The following is a 17,606-nucleotide window of genomic DNA, read 5'->3' on the forward strand; positions in this document are numbered from 1 at the left end:
TACCTAGCTGGTGCAAACCCCCCTTCCAAGCACCCTTAGCTGGTCTATCGCGTTAACGATAGCCTGCGGTTTTCACAAGGCGATCGATACTGCCGATTGGTATACAGCTAAGCAGTAACGCGGCAACTGTGAATACAATCCAATAGTTAACACCCGGGGAAATTTGGGGGTTGTATCCTGCTAAAAACACACGTTCCGAGCCAGGAACATGAAGTGTCTGGGCTGTCAATATCACCACGATGATGGCCAGTGGCACAGCAAGGAAGTGGGGGCTGGCGATGACCCGAGAACTAAGAAGTGTCACCGCACTAATGATCAGCGCATTTAGAAGTGGTACCCACCAGCGAACTTCTACGCCGAATTCTTCCACCAAGGAGTGTGCACAGATCAACGAGGGGATTGTGCCGGTGGCAAGAAGCACGGCACCGCTAACAACGGCTCGATATTGGCTTCTACGCCACCCCATTTCCCATGTTCCGTGCGGTCTGCAGGTTTCTGCTGCAATCACGAATACGCCGACATAACCAGTTAATTCACCAATAACGACGGACCTTCCGTTTACGCTAGAGACCAAATCCAGTTCTAAGGTGAATGCTCCCCAGAAGTGGGCCGCCAGACTGGTGAGGCCTAGCACAACCGCAATTCGCCCCCCAACGGAACACTCGTATGAGCGGGTGAGTTTTACTCATTTCAGTGGCCAGCTTTCTGGTGTCGCACGGCACTCCGCGATTGCTTGTTGATTGTTTCTGATGTAGTTCCACATCACTTTTCTAGTGTGTTCAGGGTTGGCTCCCCGGGGTCCTAGGACAAGCCAATCTTGGAGCTTCGCAGATATATCTGTGCCGGCAGATCCTGGTTTGTTAGCACACGCCCAAAAACTAGTGAGATGCTGTGCCAGCTGTATACCCACGCCATTGGTTTCCCCTGGTGTGAAACGGATAATGACTACCTCTTTGGCTAGCTTGCGCGGGGCCAGAAGTAAAGAGCTGTCAATGAGGACTAGGCGGGAAGGGTGGGATTCTCCATAGTTATGGAGCACTGACTCCACATGTGTGGAAATATCATCTAAGTCTTTCAGATGAGCGCGGTGTACACACACGTCCGCTCCGCGCAACTCGCGGCACTCACGGGGTGGTTGAGCCTCCAGCCCCCATAAGGGAGTGTTCTTTTTCTCCGCCAGTACTACAGAACCGCCCACGGTAACTGTTAATATCACCGCACACGCCCCAGCTAACGTCCAATTCACTGGGGTGTTCGTCAACATCCGTGTCACTCCAAGCAATGCGCCAATGGCCACCACGGCAAAAACTATGTTGCCCACGCTCACGGGTACGCTTAAGAATTGACCTGGATCTTGCGGATATGGCCGAAACGGTGCAATCAGGATGTAATCGTCACCAAAATAATTCGCCGTCTGGCCCCACACGAACCCAATAACCGCGGCAACAGGTACGGCAACCAGTGACCGAAATATGGCGGCAACCGCCATTCCCAGGGTGCACGAGGCCAAGAAAAAACCGAAGAAAACAATGATCACAGAAAGCTGGGGGGACCCGTCGGTTGCGGTACGCGCAGTCTTCCACAACATCGGTGCTACGCCAGCGCAGGTTCCGAGCCCGGCAGAGATCACCAATGGGGCTTGAATAACAAGGTGCCGGAGGAACACAGGTACGGCCCCAACAGGGAGCATCGTCATGTGGTTGGGTTTACCGTGGCGCTGTGCCGCGCCCGCTGAAATACCGGCAAGGATGGGAAACAGCAATGCTGGGATGGTGCCCCACACGGAATCGAAATCAGTCCAGGTTGTGTACGACTGTTTCAGAAAACTCAGTGTTGGAAACACGGACAAGGCGCAGGCAATGAGGAAGGTTATTATGGTTTCTTTTCTCTTAAACGCAGCAAGGCCAAGGTTATTCATGGGCCCCACTCCGTCCTGCATTATCGATAATCTGCTCATAGGCTTGTTCGAAGGCGCTTTCTACGTGGCCTTCGGCGAAATCCAAAGACCGCTCCAATTCAGTAAGGGGCCCGCTGAAAGCAATTTGGCCTTCTTTTAGAATCCCCACACCGGTACTAATGCGAGAAATATCTTCAATGAGGTGGGTGGATAACAAGACGGTGGCGTGTTTGCCCTCATCGTGGATAAGATTGCGCATCGCGATGCGTGCACTGGGGTCTAACCCAGCGGTTGGTTCGTCCAATAACAGAAGGTCGGGGTTTCCCAGGGTGGCGCACGCAAATGCGAGCCGTCGTTTTTGTCCACCGGATAACGCCCGCACTGGTTTTTTACCGTGTGGTACTAGATCGACTTTTTCCAAGGCCTGGGCAACTGCTTTATTCCTCGCTGCTTTTTCGATGTGATGGACCCACGCGAGATACTCCAAGGTGTCGGTCACCGTCATCCAGGGAACAAATGTTGGGTCTTGGGGCATAATCCCTAGCCTGCGCCGGTAAGCTCGGAGCCGAGATCCTGTGCGGACCTCTTCGCCATCAGCGAATATACTACCCTGTGATTCACGCAGCGATCGATCAATGAGCCGCATCAACGTAGTCTTACCGCTGCCGTTTGGCCCTAATAGGCCAGTCACCCCCGGCGATAATTCCCACGATAAGTTCTTGATGATAGGAATTTTCCTGAATAGATTTCGATATTCGAATGAGACATCGTTGAGCTGCACATGCATGCTAGGCCACTTTCACAAAGGTCGATGGTACGCAATGCTGCCTCTTGAGAGATTGGCCCCACTGGAATGATCAGCACATCAAGCAGCTCTCATCAAGTAGCACACGTCAAGTGGCTGTCTCCATATTCTATGTATCAAATGTGCTTCTGTCACTAGTTTTGGAAAAATGAACACTTTACCTAGATTCAGCCGCACCCCAGTACACCCCCTCTAGGAAACCCAGTACGCCCCCTCTAGGAATCGCCTAATTCAAGACCACAGAATGCCACTAGCTGCGGGTCGGGCGAATCGTGAGCTCTTCGATCATCGCCTCGTCCGTGGCATCCACCGCGAAGCGCACTGCCTTGGCGACTGATTCAGGGCGCAAGAAAAGCGACTCATCGTAATCATTGCCCCGCATCTTTTGGATCTGCCGTTGCATGTCCGAATCCACCTTGCCGGGATGAACCGAGCTCACACGGATTTTCCCCCGCTCTTCCTCTCGCAGCGCATCAGTGTATGCGCGCAAGGCAAACTTCGTAGCGGCATAGGGACCGTAACCCACACCACTGTGGTGCCCCGCCCCACTATTAATGGTCACGAGTGTTCCGTGAGCAGCACGCAGCGGAGCGATCAGCTGGCGAGTCAGTTCCGCGACTGCGAAAAGATTGACATCAAAAGCATGGCGCCACTGCACGGGTTCAGTTTCCGTAACCGGATCGTGAGCGACCACACCTGCAGAGTGCACTAAAACATCGAGACGATCTAGGTTGAGGGTGGCAACCTTGTCCGCTAGCACGTCCAAATCAGTCAGATCTGCGACAAAAGCCTGAGCACTGGGAAACTGTGCAGCCACGTCATACGCAGATGCACTGGATCCGCCAATGATCAGATGATGATCGGGGGCAAGCTGCTGCGCGACGGCTAGACCAATTCCGCGAGTGGCCCCAGTGATGAATGCTGTCTTATTCATGATGATCTCCTCGATCTCTGTGTCTGTAACAACTACCGTTTGTGTACCCGCACCAATCCGCGCCTGCACCGCTGGGCCGCTCGGTCCTCGTTTTGCGCACCCGTGCTACTCGCACTGTAACCCACCGAAATTAACTACATTCCCACCGTCAGCGCCGCGGTCGCCGACGATACCGCCTGTGCGATCTGCATAGCCGAGGCCGGCGCTTGTCCCGTGTGAACCCGCCCGTCCATTCCCGGGTAGGTCGTAGTCGCAGCATGCTCCGTCGCCACTGCATGAACGAATAACCCAGCCAAGACATGGTCGTGGAAGATGGGGGCGTCGAAAGAAAAAGAGCCCTCAGCCGACCCAGCGTGATCCTTGGCCGCAACGACCGAAGGGAAGAAAGCATCCCGCTTAACGATCGCGGCAGTCGCCCGCGCAACGTACGCACCCAACAAACCGGCCAACACATCACCCGAGCCCGGGGTCGCCGCCCACGAGGAGCCAGCGTTAATAACGCTCACCTGCGAAGATGTGGCCAGCACCGAGGCACGCCCCTTCAGCAACACGGCGCAGTTGAGCTGCGCGGCCAGCACAACCGCCGCTGCCACCGGATCGTCATTCGGGGACGGTGTGGTTTCAGTAGCCAACCGAGCAAACTCGCCAGCGTGAGGGGTGAGCAGCGTGAAGGGCTCCCTAGCGCGAAGCTTGTCCAGCAGATGCGGTTGCTGGGAAAGCAACGTCAGCGCATCCGCATCCACCACCACCGGCAGGATGGAATCCAATGCAGTCGCCAATTCCGCGGCCGCCCCATCGTCGGTCCCCCGCCCCGGACCTATAACGAGGGCGTGGGGCGACGAGGAAGTGGGTGTGGATGGTAAAGAATCCCACAGCGGTTCAGTCGTCACCAGGGCTTCGGGTGTAAAACTCGTGATCAGGTCTGGGGGCGAGAACAACCGGACAGCCGAACTGGTGGCGCGAACTGCGGCAACTGCTGCAAAGATGCCCGCACCGGGGAACCTATCGCTACCAGCGCACAGACCCACCACGCCACCGGAGTACTTATGATCAGAGGCTTCGGGTTCTGTGGCGAACGGTAGGTTATCGGGCACGAGGGCTGCGACCCGGGCCGGCGCTGGCGCTGGGTCTAAGGCTGCCTCGGAGTCACAGGCGTGGGTCTGTGACACGCGATCTGCTCCGGTTACGGGGCCACATGCCAGGGACGCGAGAGGTTCGTAATAGGTCACGGGGTTGGTACTTGCCGCGAGTAGTTCGGCGCTTAAGGCTAGTCGCGTTGCCCTGCCGGCCGTAGCGGGCAGCACCAAATCGACCAGCTCGACCCGGCCGCACCATGGGGACAGGGCGTGAGCGAACCGTAAACCACCGAAAGTTACCGTCACGCTGGCCCGCACGTGCGCAGGCACGTTTTGCACAAACCACATGCAGTCTTCCGGCTCAAACCCGCGCGCGTGAACGGTGATGGGATCCGGTATCGCGCCCGTATCGGCGTTCACGCCCGACGGCACGTCCACGGCCACGACTGGCACTGCGCAGCTGTACGCATCCGCCAGAAACTCCGCCACTTCTGCTGTGAGCCCCCGCTTGCTCCCCAAACCCGCAATGCCGTCGATCACCATTCGCACGTCGGGTGCCACCGGCAGCTCGGTCACCCATTGGCCACCTGCGGTTTCGAAGGCTTCGCACGCGGTTTCTTTTACCCGACGCCCCTCTGTCACCGCGTACGCCACCACCTGGTGACCCATTTCCAGCAATCGGGCGCCGGCGTACAGCGCATCGCCACCGTTACCGCCTGGCCCCACGAGCAAGACGATGGTTCGGTCCTGTTCATCCCCTGCCGCGTGCCCCTCCGGAGGCGAGCTGGGGGCCGCGTCATCCCCCGGACGCAAGGTAGACGCCGCGTCATCCCCCGGACGCAAGGTAACCGCCGCGTGACCCTCCGGACCCGAGCTGGAGGCCGCGCAATCCCCTGGACGCAAGGTAGACGCCGCGTGCCCCTCCGGACCCGAGTTGGAGGCCGCGCAATCCCCCGGACGCAAGGTAACCGCCGCGTGACCCTCCGGACCCGAGCTGGAGGCCGCGCAATCCCCTGGACGCAAGGTAGACGCCGCGTGCCCCTCCGGACCCGAGCTGGAGGCCGCGCAATCCCCCGGACGCAAGGTAACCGCCGCGTGCCCCTCCGGACCCGAGCTGGAGGCCGCGCAATCCCCCGGACGGGAGCTGGTGCGTGGGGAAGTAGTGAGGAGCTCGTCAGCTACACGCGCGACCTGCTCAGCGGCGATCTGCATGAGTTCATCGGGGTGGTTTTGCTGTTCCAGCAGCACATTCTCCGCTTGCCTGACCTCTTGCGCGGTAAACAGTTGCTTCATACCTCGCCATGGTAGTGGTCTCCAAGGGTTCTATGAGGGGATGTTTGCACCCAAGAAAATTACCCCCGCAAAAACAGTTGAACAATTGGGCATTTTGGCCGGTCACCACTGCAATGGATTTGTTATATTTTTGTGATACTACACCCGATGACATTCTTTGTAGCGCCCACTCGTAACGCATTCCAAAGATCCACGTTTGTGTAGATGAGCATCGGGAAAATCCCGCTGCAAACACCACTCCGAAAGGATTTCAAAATGATCGAGAACGCAGCAGCATTCTTCGCCGGCCTGGTTAAGCTGATCGCCGGTGGCATCAACGGCCTGGTCAACCTGTTCGCAGGTCTCTTCGTCTAAGGAATTCACTTTCCACCACGGCGAGGTCTAGCCTCATAACAAGGGGTTTCGCCACCCCTTGCCCGTCATCAAAACTTTATGACGGAACACCACCTTCTAAGAATCCCCAAATGGTTTAACTCCCTTTGGGGATTCTTGCTATTCAAATATAATTAATAACTTGAATACCCTCCACACAACTAATTGAAGGACAGTGAAGATTACACTTAATTCAACCTCGGTATTCCCGACATCCAGGCACTGAAAGTCAAATGTGCAGCAGAACTCCAACAAAAACGCGCCATTTTGTCAGAGTTCTGCTGCACATTGCACGAATAGGCGCGTGGGCGGCGGGTGCTGCGCCGAGATGGAGCCCGCGGGGAACAACGGCCCCGCCCCGCGCCCCGATGCGGCCGGCAGATGCAACGCCGAGATAGAGCCCGCGGGTAACAACGGCCCCGCCCCACGCCCAGATATAGCCAGTCTGCGCTACGCAGTGCTGCGGACCGTGAGTGCGAGGTAGTTCGGAATAATACGGGAGGCCCCTTCGAGCTCCCCGGTGCCTACATTCCCGAGATCCAGGCACTGAAAATCAAATGTGCAGCAGAACTCCAACAAAAACGCGCCATTTTGTCAGAGTTCTGCTGCACATTGCACGAATAGGCGCGTGGGCGGCGGGTGCTGCGCAGTTTCCAGCACCGTTCCCCGCAGCACCGTTCGCACCGCTGCAACCGCAGCACCGTTCGCACCGCTCCCCCCAGCACCGCTCGCAGCACCGTTCGCACCGCTCCCCCCAGCACCGCTCCCCCCAGCGCCGCTCCCAGCACCGCTGCCAGCGCCCCCCATCAGGGCCCTCACAAAGCCCCCAATGGTGCCCCCAGTGGGACTCGAACCCACACTTGACGGATGTTGATTAGATCTAGTGTTCTATATTAATGGTTCCATATTTCCCCTATTTTCCCAGCTCGCAACTCTCCGATCATGCTAAACATTCCGTCCACTACGCCCCATTTCGACATATTATTTGGACACTTTTAGGACACGATCCACCACATCACCAATAGCTACACCCTCCACTGCACGCGCTACGTACACCTGTTCGGTTAATCGGCTATCAGCATGCCCCAAAACCTCGGCTGCATCCCGAGGGGACATGTGTCTAGTAATGACAGACGCAAGCGTCTTGCGAAGCGTGTGAACCGTTACCCAGTCGAACCGCTCCCCACGCGCAGCCCGTAGCCACCTATTGAAGTTGTTTTCCCAAATGTACGTCCCCGCCCCGGAGGGAAACACTGGATCCACGACCCCCTCGAAGAGATCGCGCCGGCGTTTTAGCACCTCGACAGCAAGCGCAGACAGATGAACGAACCGCATAGCGTTAGACGTTTTGCCCTGGTCTTGTCGGTACATCCCCCGCCCCTTTGAGTAGGTCAACGTACCACTAACCTCCAACCGCGGCGGGTTGCCATCTAAGTCCACATCATCCCAACGCAGCGCTAAGACCTCCCCAGCTCGAAGCCCAGTAGCCAAACACACATCCACCACATCGATAAGAGTTTGGTTACCCGATGCGGCGATCTGGTCTCGGAATGGTTGTACTTCTCCTTCCGTAAGCGCTCTAACTTCCCGAGAGCGACGTTTCTTTAACTTCACGTTCAGCATCGGATTCTGATTAACGATTCCGAAACGCGCAGCCATACCGAACGCCCCAAGTAGGACAGTGCGGCAATTCGGGACAACTCCGCTCGTTTGGGAATTCAGCCACTGTTGAAGGAACGCCCCCGTTACCTCATTAAGGCGCATAGCCCCCATAGCAGGGATTAGGTGCCGGTTAGTTGCCGTGCGGTAACGATCCTTAGAAGCACCGCGTACATCAACGTCTTCGAGCCAGTAGTTCAGTAGTTGCTCCACGCTACTAGTAGTTGTGAGGGTTGGGGTGTCCACAACTCCGAGCCGTTCCTGGCATCGTGCTTTAACTTCGTTGATTGCCGCAGTCTTACTTTTGCGAATGGCGCGGATGCGGACGGTTTGGCCGTCGTATAGCCGCAGCCGCGTTTCAGCTCGTACTTTCCCCTCGCCAATGGTTTTGGTGTTGATGTTCCCCCACGTCCCCAGGGGAGTAACCGGCCTACCGCGCGCCACGGCCCTCAACCAACTTGCGCAGATCTTCGAACAAATCAGCATCTACCTTTTCGAACCAAGCGGTTAAGGTCTTTAGAAAATCCACGGCCTTTTCCACATCGCTAGGTAAATCCCGCCCTGAATCCGGCAACTCGCTCCAATGGTTTGGCAGGTCAGAGCGGGTTTCTAGGTATTTATCAACCTCACCAGATAGCGTTTCGACATCCTGTACTAGCTTAGGAAACTCGGAAACGATAACTAATAGCACTAGCTCTACAGTCGAAAGAACGCGCTGTAGATCCGGCCTAGGGTTTTCCAAGCTGCCTTTGAGAAGGTCACCAACTTCGACTCCGAAGATTTCCGCCATCGCAACAGCTTCATCGAATTTCAAGCGCTGCTCGCCTACTTCAATCCTCCTAATGGTGTTGGGGTACATCGTTAGACCTTTTTTTTCGATCGCATCAGCTAAAGCACCGCGGGACATTTCCGCAGCTTCTCGAAGGTTTCTTAGGTTCGCTACCACCCGCACATTCGCCCTATCGGTGAACAGATGGGCTTTTCTTGAATCCAAGTTATCCACAACCTTTTTCCACAGTTAGACACAGTCACGACGCTTACAAATTTTTCTGATAGCATGTAACACAACACGTTAAGAACGTATCGTTCTGATGTGTTCCGAATGTTTCCCCTATCTTTACAGGAACCCACATGACCCGCGAAACTTACACACTCGTTGAAGCCGCTCAACGGCTCGGAGTAAGCCAAGCTCACATCTACGGCCTGGCAAAAAATGATGAACTGCCATTCCCGGTTATCCGCATCGGGCATCGCTACCTCGTGCCAGCGGAAGCCTTCGACCGCCTAATCCGTACCGGAGAAAAGGAACCCGCCCACCAGTGAACCGCACCACACGCGACCACAGCGAGCACCCCCACGCGATCAGCCGGTTAGTTCCCACGGAACCGCCTGAAGCTCTACATCGCCCATACAGCGTTGAAGAGGACTTCCAAGCCCTGGCCGATACCCACGCCTGAAACGCGCATAAGAAAACGCTCTAGCTACGCCAATATCTAGAGCGCCCAACCAACTCCCAAAAACCAGAAAGAGAGTTACCCAACCATGCTAACACAAGGCCAAGACAACACCGCGGAGTTCCTCGAGTCCTCCAGTGTCACACCTGTCATTCTCACCGGCCCCGAATGTGACGTGTACTTCTACATGCCCGGTTTCATGCTCGTTGCCCAGCCGTGGATAACGGAAAGCGAACTAGCCGAGTTTTGGTACCGATGGACTCACATTGATGAACCCGTGGCACCCGAGGGCCGTCGATTCCGTTTCGGGATGCTCCACAAGCGGGATGGGGTTTACCGTCTCACGTCCACAATCGTGATCTAACCCCCTCGACAGTTCGCCAACGTTTGAAACAGTTCACGCCAGTTGAACAACCGGGTTGGCATGCAACCCTAACCCCATGCCAACCCGCGAACTCATGCACATGACACACGCCGCAAAGAAGTACGGCATGGATGTACGCACCATAATCCGCCTAATCAACGAAAAGAAGCTCACCGCCTACAAGAGCGAACGATCACAGCGGTACACGTTTATCTCCCCCACAGAGCTAGAAAACCTTCTTTTCCCAAAGGCAGTCGACTAATGCACACGACAGAAGGACAACGACGGAATGAGCCACGAAGCGATGGAATGGGTTTTGAAAATGGCGCCACCGCCACAGCCTAAATCGGCTCATATCCTTCTCCTATGCCTAGCCTACCACGCGCAATCGGAGGGAGATAGGTCTTTCCCATCGCGCCCGGTACTAGCCGAATACCTCTTTGGAAGCCTGGAGGATGATCCCATCCTCGCTAAAGCTCTACAGCAAGCTACGACTGAGAAGGAACGGCAAGAAGCAATCAAGGCTAGGGAGAAGAGCCGGAATGACAGTGTCTCCAATGGACTCCGAGTGTTGAGAAACGGAGGGTGGATACATCCCCAGAATGACGAAGGCCGGCAAGGTAAATCGCGGATGTATCACCTCGATTACACGTTTTGCCGCCCGAATCCCGGCAAGCCTACTAAGTCGATCCCGAACGTGTACGACTCGGAGACGGGATTCAATTGGGATGCAATCCGCGTTATCGGTTTTGAGCGGGGCAAATACCGTCCCGAAGAACCCGAAAATGATGAAGAACTGGTTCCCAAAACACAGAGGGTCTACGTATCCGTAGAGGGTGAAGAATCAGAGCCAAAGGGTCTACGCATGAATAGCAAGGGTCTATGCATGAGTAGAGGGGGGTCTACTCATAGACAGAGGGGGGTCTATGCCGGCGTAGAGCATAACTACATTAACTACAACGAACTGACAATTAACGACAGCGCCCCGGCTCAAACTCCGAAGGAAAACCCCAACACCGTGGCTACCGGATGCTGGAGACACAGAGACAAATTCCAAGAGAATTGCCCCGCCTGCCGGCGAAGGCAATCCGAAGCCCAAGACACCCGCACCTACGAACAGAAACGAAGAGACACAACCATCCAGCGATACCGCGACAAACTGAAAGCCACCACGCCATGACACACCACACCTCACTCCAAGCCCTCCAAGTACTCGCAGACGCATACACCAACAACCCCAGCCAATACTTCGCCCTCCTACGAACCGAAATACCCAAACTCTCACCCACCGCCCTCACCGAACTAGTCCACCTCGCAGTCATCACCATCGCCACCACACGCCCCACCAACCCCCAGGACTAACCAATGACAACCAAAAACAAATCCCCCAACCCACAACACGTCCAAGAACTCCACGCCAAAGGCTACGGACGAAACCACATCGCCCGCGAACTCAACACAACCCCCTACTACATCGACAAAATCGCACAAGAAAACGGACTCACCTTCGACCGAACCCACACCGCCCAAGCCGTAGCCGCAAAAACCATCGACGCACACCAACGACGCATCCAACTCGCAACCCAATACGCCAACGCAGCCGAAGAACTACTCCAAGAAGCCCTCAACCACACCCACACGCCCACAGAACGCCGAAACGCCGTCATCGCAAGCGCAGTATGCGTAGACAAATTCGAAGCCCTCACACAGCGAATCAGCGACGAAAACAACGCCCTCACCCTCACCACCATCATGGCCCAAACCCTCGAACCCCCCTAAACCCCACAACAACCCCCACCCACAACACCAAAACAAGAAACGGAGAACCCCCACATGACCACCAACAACCCCCACTACCGATGGTCTGCAAACACCATCCAAAACCAACTCGGCATCCTCGAAAAGAACCTCAACACCACCAAACAACAAACAGCCATGAACCGCCACAACTACAGCGACCAGGGCTACCAAGACGTACACAACCGCGCCACCCAAACCCACCGCAACCGACTCGCAAACCTCAACACCGCGATCGACCAATGGGAAACCGCCGCAAAGAAACCAGCTACCAAACTCCGCGCCGAACTACTCCCCACCGCCAAACACGGCTCCAACGAAGCCGTACAAGCCGAACTCCAAGCACAGCGCTACATGAACCGCACAACCTTCGACCTCGCCGGCGCAACGAAAATCTTCGAACTACCACCATCACCAACCCGCACCATCCTCCTCGAAGAAGCCCAAGCAGCCGGCGCATTCACCGGCGGCTCCTTCGAAGCCCTACTCCGAGAAAGCAGCCCCGACTACCGCGAAGCAACCCGCACCGCCGACTACGCCGCAACAACCGCCACCATCCTCCGCAAACGAACCGAAGGACTCAACCGAATCGCCACCCACCCAGACCGCACCAAACTCGAACCAACCGAAACCATCAACACCGAAACCATCCCAGGATCCGACACCGAATACCTCATAGACCCAGGCATCGGACTCGACACCCCAACCGAATAACCCCATAACCACCAACCCCCTAGTCGTCTACAACCCCGTAGACGGCTTTACCCATAGCCCACCACCCACAACGACCAGAAAACGCCTTAAAACCCCCATTTTCCGCACCCCATGACACCCAACATCCCCACACCCCAGCAAAAAAAGGCCGTCGAAGGCTTCGCCCGGTTCCTCGAAGACGAATACAACAAGCACCCCACCCAGGAACGCGCCGCGGAATTACTCGAAGAATACGCCTGGCACGTGAACCAGATCATCGCCCTGAACGCAAAAATCATCCACACCCACCTCACAGAGAACACTCGATCGAGGGTTAAGCCGAAAGCTATCCGCTCCTACATTGAAATCATGGCGCGCCGGTGGGGGACAGAGGAACTCGCTTCGCATCTCGATAGGATTCAGAACCGCCGAAAACCACTCGATAGCACGTCCACCATTCGTTACATGGCCTATCTAGGTTTGCTTCATGGCACCCTCGAACCGGCGGTACTAGGCAGGGGATTCTTTGCTTTGCACCCGAAGTACGCGCCACTGTCGATGCACAGATACCCGGAAGCCGTGGCCCTAGAGTTTATGAACGATGCCACCACGAACCGCGCCCTGGCCGTTGTAAGCACCCACGCGAAGATCAGGATGCTGCACCGACGTTTCAAGGCGATAGCGTTGGAGCAGGATGTGTGGGGATACACCAGAAACCCGGTAGGGCCAGATCTCGACCCCGAAGCGGTTTATGGGTTCATGATGGGTGTAGCGGAGCAACTAAGAAAGTGGGAAACGTCTTCACCGGAGTTAAGGCTTAGGGGCCGGCGGGGCCGGGGTTAGAATACGTTCCCGTGGTTTTTGGTAGAATGGGTAGGTGATTTAGGCGGGGGTGTGGTGATGAATATGCAGAGCCGGTTTATACGGCAAGTGTCATAACGTATGTTATCGGCTTGGAAATTATGCGCAGTTCTGGAAAACATACAAGAGAGTAGGCACCATCGGAATTAACCGAACAGGGCACCCACGCCCGCCCACTCCCCAATGAAGAGGGTAGCTACCCCACCAAGCGGGAAGATCGGATTTTTCCGACAAATATGTCGATAAGTACCCGTAGTGCCCCGACTTACTCCAGGGAAGGATCTCCGGTACTTTCGCTCAAATATGGGATAAAGTCAGCGCCCCAATCCACCTCCTTGGAAGGGAGCAGAGTCGATTATTAAATGGACACTTTTTGGACACTTTGCCGTTTTCCTCTGCTCCGTTTCCAACGTTTCCGCTGGTCAGCAGTGCCCCCAGTGGGACTCGAACCCACACTTGACGGATTTTAAGTCCGCTGCCTCTGCCAATTGGGCTATAGGGGCGGATGCTCCTACGCGAGGTTGCGGTTCACAACCTCGGCCAGCATCCCGTCTAATATATCCTTTTCACTCACGGTAATCTGCATCAACCCCCGCTGTAGGAAGATTTCGCTGAACGCATCGATAATCAGCGCTCCGCCGCCGATCACATCCGCACGACCGGGATGCATCGGCCCCAACTCAAGGCGCTGCTCAGGGCTCATATCGACCAGCTTGAGCGCCATCGCCCGGAAGTCTTGCAGCGGAAGCGTGCTCATGTGAATTCTCTCGCTGTCGTAGCTCTCCAGCCCCTTAGTAATCGCGCACAGAGTAGTCATTGTGCCTGCCACACCTACTACACGCTTCACGGCGCTAAAATCCACGTGCTGGCTCACGTCCTGCAATAACTTGGCAATCATTGCACGCGCCTCGGCGATCTCACCCTCCGTAGGGGGCTGGCTTCGCAAGAATCGCTCCGTCAGTCGCACGCATCCCATATCCGCGGAATACGCCTGCAGCTCGTCCCCGACTTGAACCACGAATTCGGTCGAGCCACCGCCTAAGTCGATCACGCACACACCCTCATAGCGGTTGGGATCAGCCGGATCGGAACCGAGCTGTCCAGGAAGGTCACCCACCGCCCCGGCAAAGCTCAACTTCGCCTCGTCTTCGCCACTGATGACTTGCGCTTGCGCACCCGGCTTGATCCGCCCAAGATGCTTGGCGGTGATGTCGAAGAACTCATCTTTGTTGGCCGCATCGCGAGTTGCGGAAGTCGCGCCCATCATCACATCTTCCACCGCGTATTCCGCCATGCGGTCCGCGTACGTCTGGAGCGCGGCGTCGACCCGAGAAAGAGCCTCATCGGCGAACCGACCCGTAGCATCCACGCCTTGGCCCAGTCGCACGATGATGTTGTCCCGGTTGAGTTCACGCAGGTGAGCCCGGCCACCCTCATCAAACCAACGCTCGGCAATCAACAGACGAATGGAGTTCGTCCCGCAGTCGATCGCGGCGAACCGCCGGGGCTCGGTGCTGGCCTTAGCCATAGAGGTGCCCAAGGATTCCGCGCTCGGCCACTCGGCGGGCAATGCAGTACCCGCCAGTTTGGGGTTGTTCTCCAGCGCCAAGGCCACGGCCTCCGTACCCAGCCGCACCCGCTCCGGCCCCTCGGCCAATGCATACGCGATCAAAACGTGTAGGCACTTCACACGATCGGGCATTCCGCCGCCGGAGAAATCGGTCCCCAGATCCTCCATCGCGTTGCGCACGGACAAGAAATGCTCATGGGCTGCCTGGTAGTCGGCGGCCAGGTTCGCATCCGTGGCCAGTCGTGCCTGCATCGTCTTCATCACACCGGCCACTTCCAGCCGTGATGCCTCTGCCGTCAGGCGCGGATCGGTCAGATAGTACAGAGTGGGAAACGGCGTGCCATCTGGCAGCTTGGGATGGGTTTTCACCACGGCGGGCTGCCCATCGGGGGTCCGGTAGCTCACCTCAACAGCGCCTCGTGGCCGCCGCCCCAGCTGCTGCTCCATGATGTCGAGATCGGCCTCGCTCACACTCACGTTGGTCCCTGCTTTCCCGGTTGTTTCTGTTGGCGTTGGTCAGTTTCTTTTCTACCCGACGCCCCGCGCCTTCACCGCCAGCGCCCCATCTAGGACTTTGGTGGTGTTGGAATCGTGGGCAGGCGCGTCTGTTCCTGTTCCTGGTGGATTTGCTCCGGGGTGGGTTCGGGAACGGATATCGAATCCCATAGCTTCTGGTACCACTCGCGATCGCCTTGGTTGTTCTCGGCATCGTCGGTGGGGTTATCCCCCGGCGCGGAAGATCCGATGTGCGGCGAAATGATGCGGAAGGCCGATTCACCGGGTTCGATTAGTCCCAGCCTGGTGCGGGCTTGTTCTTTGATGTAGTCCTCGTTGTGATAACGGTTGAGCTCATCAGTGAGCTCGCGTTTGCGCTGTTCCTGGGCTTGGATAGTGTTCTCCAGCCGGGCGATTTCGGCGCGCTGTTCAAAGTAGTTGCGTAGTGGTGTAGCAATGGACAGCGCGAGGAAGATCACCAAGGAGATCGAAATGACCGTAGCCAACGGATTGACCTTTTGCGGCAAGGTGACGAAACTGCGCGCCATGCGGCCGGGTGCATTGTGAACGCGACGGCGGCGTTCTTGCTGCCGTTGCACCGAGCGAGCTTGCGGCAAGCGCGGGCGATCGGCACCAGCCTCCGTTTCGGCGGTGCGCCCCGTGTTGCGCTTCGAGCTCGCGGAATTACTCATAGATCAACAGATTACCAATGTGGCAATGAAAAACACCCCACGAAACTCAGTTCAGTTCGCGGGGTGTTCAGGGAGGTTAGTTATCCCTTGAATCGCGGGATGCTTCGCAGTGGTGCGCGGTGATCGGGTGTTCAGGGAGGTTAGTTATCCCTTGAATCGCGGGAAGGCAGAACGGCCGGCGTACACAGCAGCATCGTCAAGGTACTGCTCGATGCGCAGCAGTTGGTTGTACTTAGCAACCCGCTCGGAACGTGCAGGAGCACCGGTCTTGATTTGTCCACAGTTCAGGGCTACGGCCAGGTCGGCGATGGTGGTGTCTTCGGTCTCACCGGAGCGGTGGGACATCATGGTGCGGTAGCCATTCCGGTGTGCCAAGTCCACGGCATCGAAGGTCTCGGTGAGGGTACCGATCTGGTTCACCTTCACCAGCAGTGCGTTCGCAGCTTTCTTCTCGATGCCCTCCTGCAGGCGGGCTGGGTTGGTGACGAAGAAGTCATCGCCCACGATTTGCACCTTATCGCCGATTGCCTCGGTGAGCTTGGTGTAGCCTTCCCAGTCGTCTTCCTGCAGCGGATCCTCGATGGAGACGATCGGGTACTGGTTGATGAGCTCCTCGTAGACTTTGGCCATTTCCTCGGCAGTGTGCTCGCCACCTTCGAAGTGGTACTTGCCATCCTTGTAGAACTCGGAGGATGCAACGTCCAGCGCCAGGGCGATTTCCTCGCCCAGCTTGTAACCGGCACCCTCGATGGCCTCGACAATGAGGTCGAGTGCTGCCTTGGTGGACTCGACGGATGGTGCGAAGCCACCTTCGTCACCTAGGCCGGTGGACAGGCCCTTTTCCTTGATGACCTTCTTGAGGTTGTGGTAAACCTCGGTGCCCATGCGCAGTGCTTCGGAGAAGGTTTCTGCACCGATAGGGGCAATCATGAACTCCTGTACATCCACACCAGAATCCGCGTGTGCACCACCGTTGAGGATGTTCATCATTGGCACTGGCAGTACGTGAGCGTTTGGTCCGCCGATGTAGCGGAAGAGGTGCAGGCCAGTGGACTCCGCGGCGGCGTGTGCCACGGCCATGGAAACGCCGAGGATGGCATTCGCACCCAAGCGGGACTTGTTATCGGTACCGTCCAGCTCGATCATGGCTTCGTCGATGAGGCGCTGATCGTCGGCTTCCATGCCCACGAGCTCGTCATCGATTTCCTCCATGACGTTTTCGACAGCCTTCAGTACACCCTTGCCCAAGTAACGATCGTCGCCGTCACGCAATTCGTGAGCTTCGTGCACACCAGTGGAGGCACCGGATGGAACTGCTGCACGGCCGATGGAGCCATCATCCAAGCCCACCTCCACTTCTACCGTCGGGTTGCCACGGGAATCGAGGATTTCGCGGGCAATGATCTGCATGATTTCGGCCATGAGCTTTTCAGCCTCCTAAGTGAGACGGGTAAGGGCAGGAAAAAGTAGTCGGTACCTTTAACCACCCCTATTGTTACAGATTTTCACCAGTAATCGCTGACTCAATGCCCAGTTTCTACCCCAGTAATGATGGGAAGTGGCTCAGTGGGGCCTTTGCAATGGTTCAGTGGTGCCCCCGGGATGGTGCAACGGCGCCTCTGCAATGGTTTAGCGGTGCCCCCC

The 17,606-nt window shown here is 56.7% G+C and carries 18 protein-coding genes and 1 tRNA gene; 8 read left to right on the forward strand and 11 right to left on the reverse strand.

What is annotated here, in order from left to right; all coding sequences use genetic code 11:
- Window positions 1-52: 52 nt before the first annotated feature.
- The 7 genes from CAURIC_RS07545 to CAURIC_RS07575 all read right to left on the reverse strand — a co-directional run bounded on the left by CAURIC_RS07545 (window position 53) and on the right by CAURIC_RS07575 (window position 9,039).
- Window positions 53-634, reverse strand: a complete 582-nt coding sequence (locus CAURIC_RS07545) for a hypothetical protein (protein ID WP_156963618.1) — start codon at window positions 632-634, stop codon at window positions 53-55.
- Between the two features lie 51 nt (window positions 635-685).
- The gene (locus tag CAURIC_RS07550; RefSeq protein ID WP_035116177.1) at window positions 686-1,918 is read right to left on the reverse strand and encodes an ABC transporter permease; all 1,233 of its coding nucleotides are present in this window, start codon (window positions 1,916-1,918) and stop codon (window positions 686-688) included.
- Complete coding sequence (locus CAURIC_RS07555; protein WP_265913843.1) at window positions 1,911-2,684, reverse strand: ABC transporter ATP-binding protein; 774 nt, start codon at window positions 2,682-2,684, stop codon at window positions 1,911-1,913. Before CAURIC_RS07555 ends, CAURIC_RS07550 begins: the two co-directional genes overlap by 8 nt.
- Before the next feature lie 268 nt (window positions 2,685-2,952).
- On the reverse strand, window positions 2,953-3,636 hold the full coding sequence (locus tag CAURIC_RS07560; protein WP_035116208.1) for an SDR family oxidoreductase: 684 nt from the start codon (window positions 3,634-3,636) through the stop codon (window positions 2,953-2,955).
- Window positions 3,637-3,770: 134 nt separating this feature from the next.
- Window positions 3,771-6,005: a bifunctional ADP-dependent NAD(P)H-hydrate dehydratase/NAD(P)H-hydrate epimerase gene (locus CAURIC_RS07565; protein WP_290182349.1), complete on the reverse strand. Its 2,235-nt coding sequence runs from the start codon at window positions 6,003-6,005 to the stop codon at window positions 3,771-3,773.
- 1,353 nt (window positions 6,006-7,358) lie between these two features.
- On the reverse strand, window positions 7,359-8,480 hold the full coding sequence (locus CAURIC_RS07570) for a tyrosine-type recombinase/integrase (protein WP_172644101.1): 1,122 nt from the start codon (window positions 8,478-8,480) through the stop codon (window positions 7,359-7,361).
- Window positions 8,467-9,039 (reverse strand): helix-turn-helix transcriptional regulator, encoded by a 573-nt coding sequence (locus CAURIC_RS07575; protein ID WP_035115676.1) that lies wholly within the window; start codon window positions 9,037-9,039, stop codon window positions 8,467-8,469. Before CAURIC_RS07575 ends, CAURIC_RS07570 begins: the two co-directional genes overlap by 14 nt.
- A gap of 128 nt (window positions 9,040-9,167) precedes the next feature.
- On the opposite strand from CAURIC_RS07575, the gene CAURIC_RS07580 reads away from it, so the two are divergent.
- The 8 genes from CAURIC_RS07580 to CAURIC_RS07615 all read left to right on the forward strand — a co-directional run bounded on the left by CAURIC_RS07580 (window position 9,168) and on the right by CAURIC_RS07615 (window position 13,187).
- Entirely contained in the window at window positions 9,168-9,359 is a 192-nt protein-coding gene (locus CAURIC_RS07580) for a helix-turn-helix domain-containing protein (protein WP_035115678.1), read from the forward strand.
- 219 nt (window positions 9,360-9,578) lie between these two features.
- Entirely contained in the window at window positions 9,579-9,854 is a 276-nt protein-coding gene (locus CAURIC_RS07585; RefSeq protein WP_035115680.1) for a hypothetical protein, read from the forward strand.
- A 76-nt stretch (window positions 9,855-9,930) separates the two neighbouring features.
- Window positions 9,931-10,116: a MerR family transcriptional regulator gene (locus CAURIC_RS07590; RefSeq protein ID WP_290182352.1), complete on the forward strand. Its 186-nt coding sequence runs from the start codon at window positions 9,931-9,933 to the stop codon at window positions 10,114-10,116.
- A gap of 27 nt (window positions 10,117-10,143) precedes the next feature.
- On the forward strand, window positions 10,144-11,034 hold the full coding sequence (locus tag CAURIC_RS07595; protein WP_035115683.1) for a hypothetical protein: 891 nt from the start codon (window positions 10,144-10,146) through the stop codon (window positions 11,032-11,034).
- Complete coding sequence (locus CAURIC_RS07600) at window positions 11,031-11,216, forward strand: hypothetical protein (RefSeq protein WP_035115686.1); 186 nt, start codon at window positions 11,031-11,033, stop codon at window positions 11,214-11,216. Before CAURIC_RS07595 ends, CAURIC_RS07600 begins: the two co-directional genes overlap by 4 nt.
- 3 nt (window positions 11,217-11,219) lie before the next feature.
- Complete coding sequence (locus CAURIC_RS07605; protein WP_052095164.1) at window positions 11,220-11,633, forward strand: hypothetical protein; 414 nt, start codon at window positions 11,220-11,222, stop codon at window positions 11,631-11,633.
- A gap of 54 nt (window positions 11,634-11,687) precedes the next feature.
- Window positions 11,688-12,365, forward strand: a complete 678-nt coding sequence (locus tag CAURIC_RS07610) for a hypothetical protein (RefSeq protein WP_035115689.1) — start codon at window positions 11,688-11,690, stop codon at window positions 12,363-12,365.
- 111 nt (window positions 12,366-12,476) lie between these two features.
- Window positions 12,477-13,187, forward strand: a complete 711-nt coding sequence (locus tag CAURIC_RS07615) for a hypothetical protein (RefSeq protein ID WP_035115691.1) — start codon at window positions 12,477-12,479, stop codon at window positions 13,185-13,187.
- A gap of 447 nt (window positions 13,188-13,634) precedes the next feature.
- Here the strand turns inward: CAURIC_RS07615 and CAURIC_RS07620 are convergent.
- The 4 genes from CAURIC_RS07620 to eno form a co-directional block, all read right to left on the reverse strand.
- A tRNA-Leu gene (locus CAURIC_RS07620) sits at window positions 13,635-13,708 on the reverse strand.
- Between the two features lie 8 nt (window positions 13,709-13,716).
- Complete coding sequence (locus CAURIC_RS07625) at window positions 13,717-15,252, reverse strand: DUF501 domain-containing protein (RefSeq protein ID WP_425474808.1); 1,536 nt, start codon at window positions 15,250-15,252, stop codon at window positions 13,717-13,719.
- Window positions 15,253-15,341: 89 nt separating this feature from the next.
- Entirely contained in the window at window positions 15,342-15,962 is a 621-nt protein-coding gene (locus tag CAURIC_RS07635; protein ID WP_052095165.1) for an FtsB family cell division protein, read from the reverse strand.
- 144 nt (window positions 15,963-16,106) lie between these two features.
- On the reverse strand, window positions 16,107-17,384 hold the full coding sequence (gene eno, locus CAURIC_RS07640; protein WP_290182357.1) for a phosphopyruvate hydratase: 1,278 nt from the start codon (window positions 17,382-17,384) through the stop codon (window positions 16,107-16,109).
- Between the last annotated feature and the right edge of the window lie 222 nt (window positions 17,385-17,606).

The organism is Corynebacterium auriscanis (assembly GCF_030408435.1).
In the GTDB taxonomy this organism is placed as follows: domain Bacteria; phylum Actinomycetota; class Actinomycetes; order Mycobacteriales; family Mycobacteriaceae; genus Corynebacterium; species Corynebacterium auriscanis.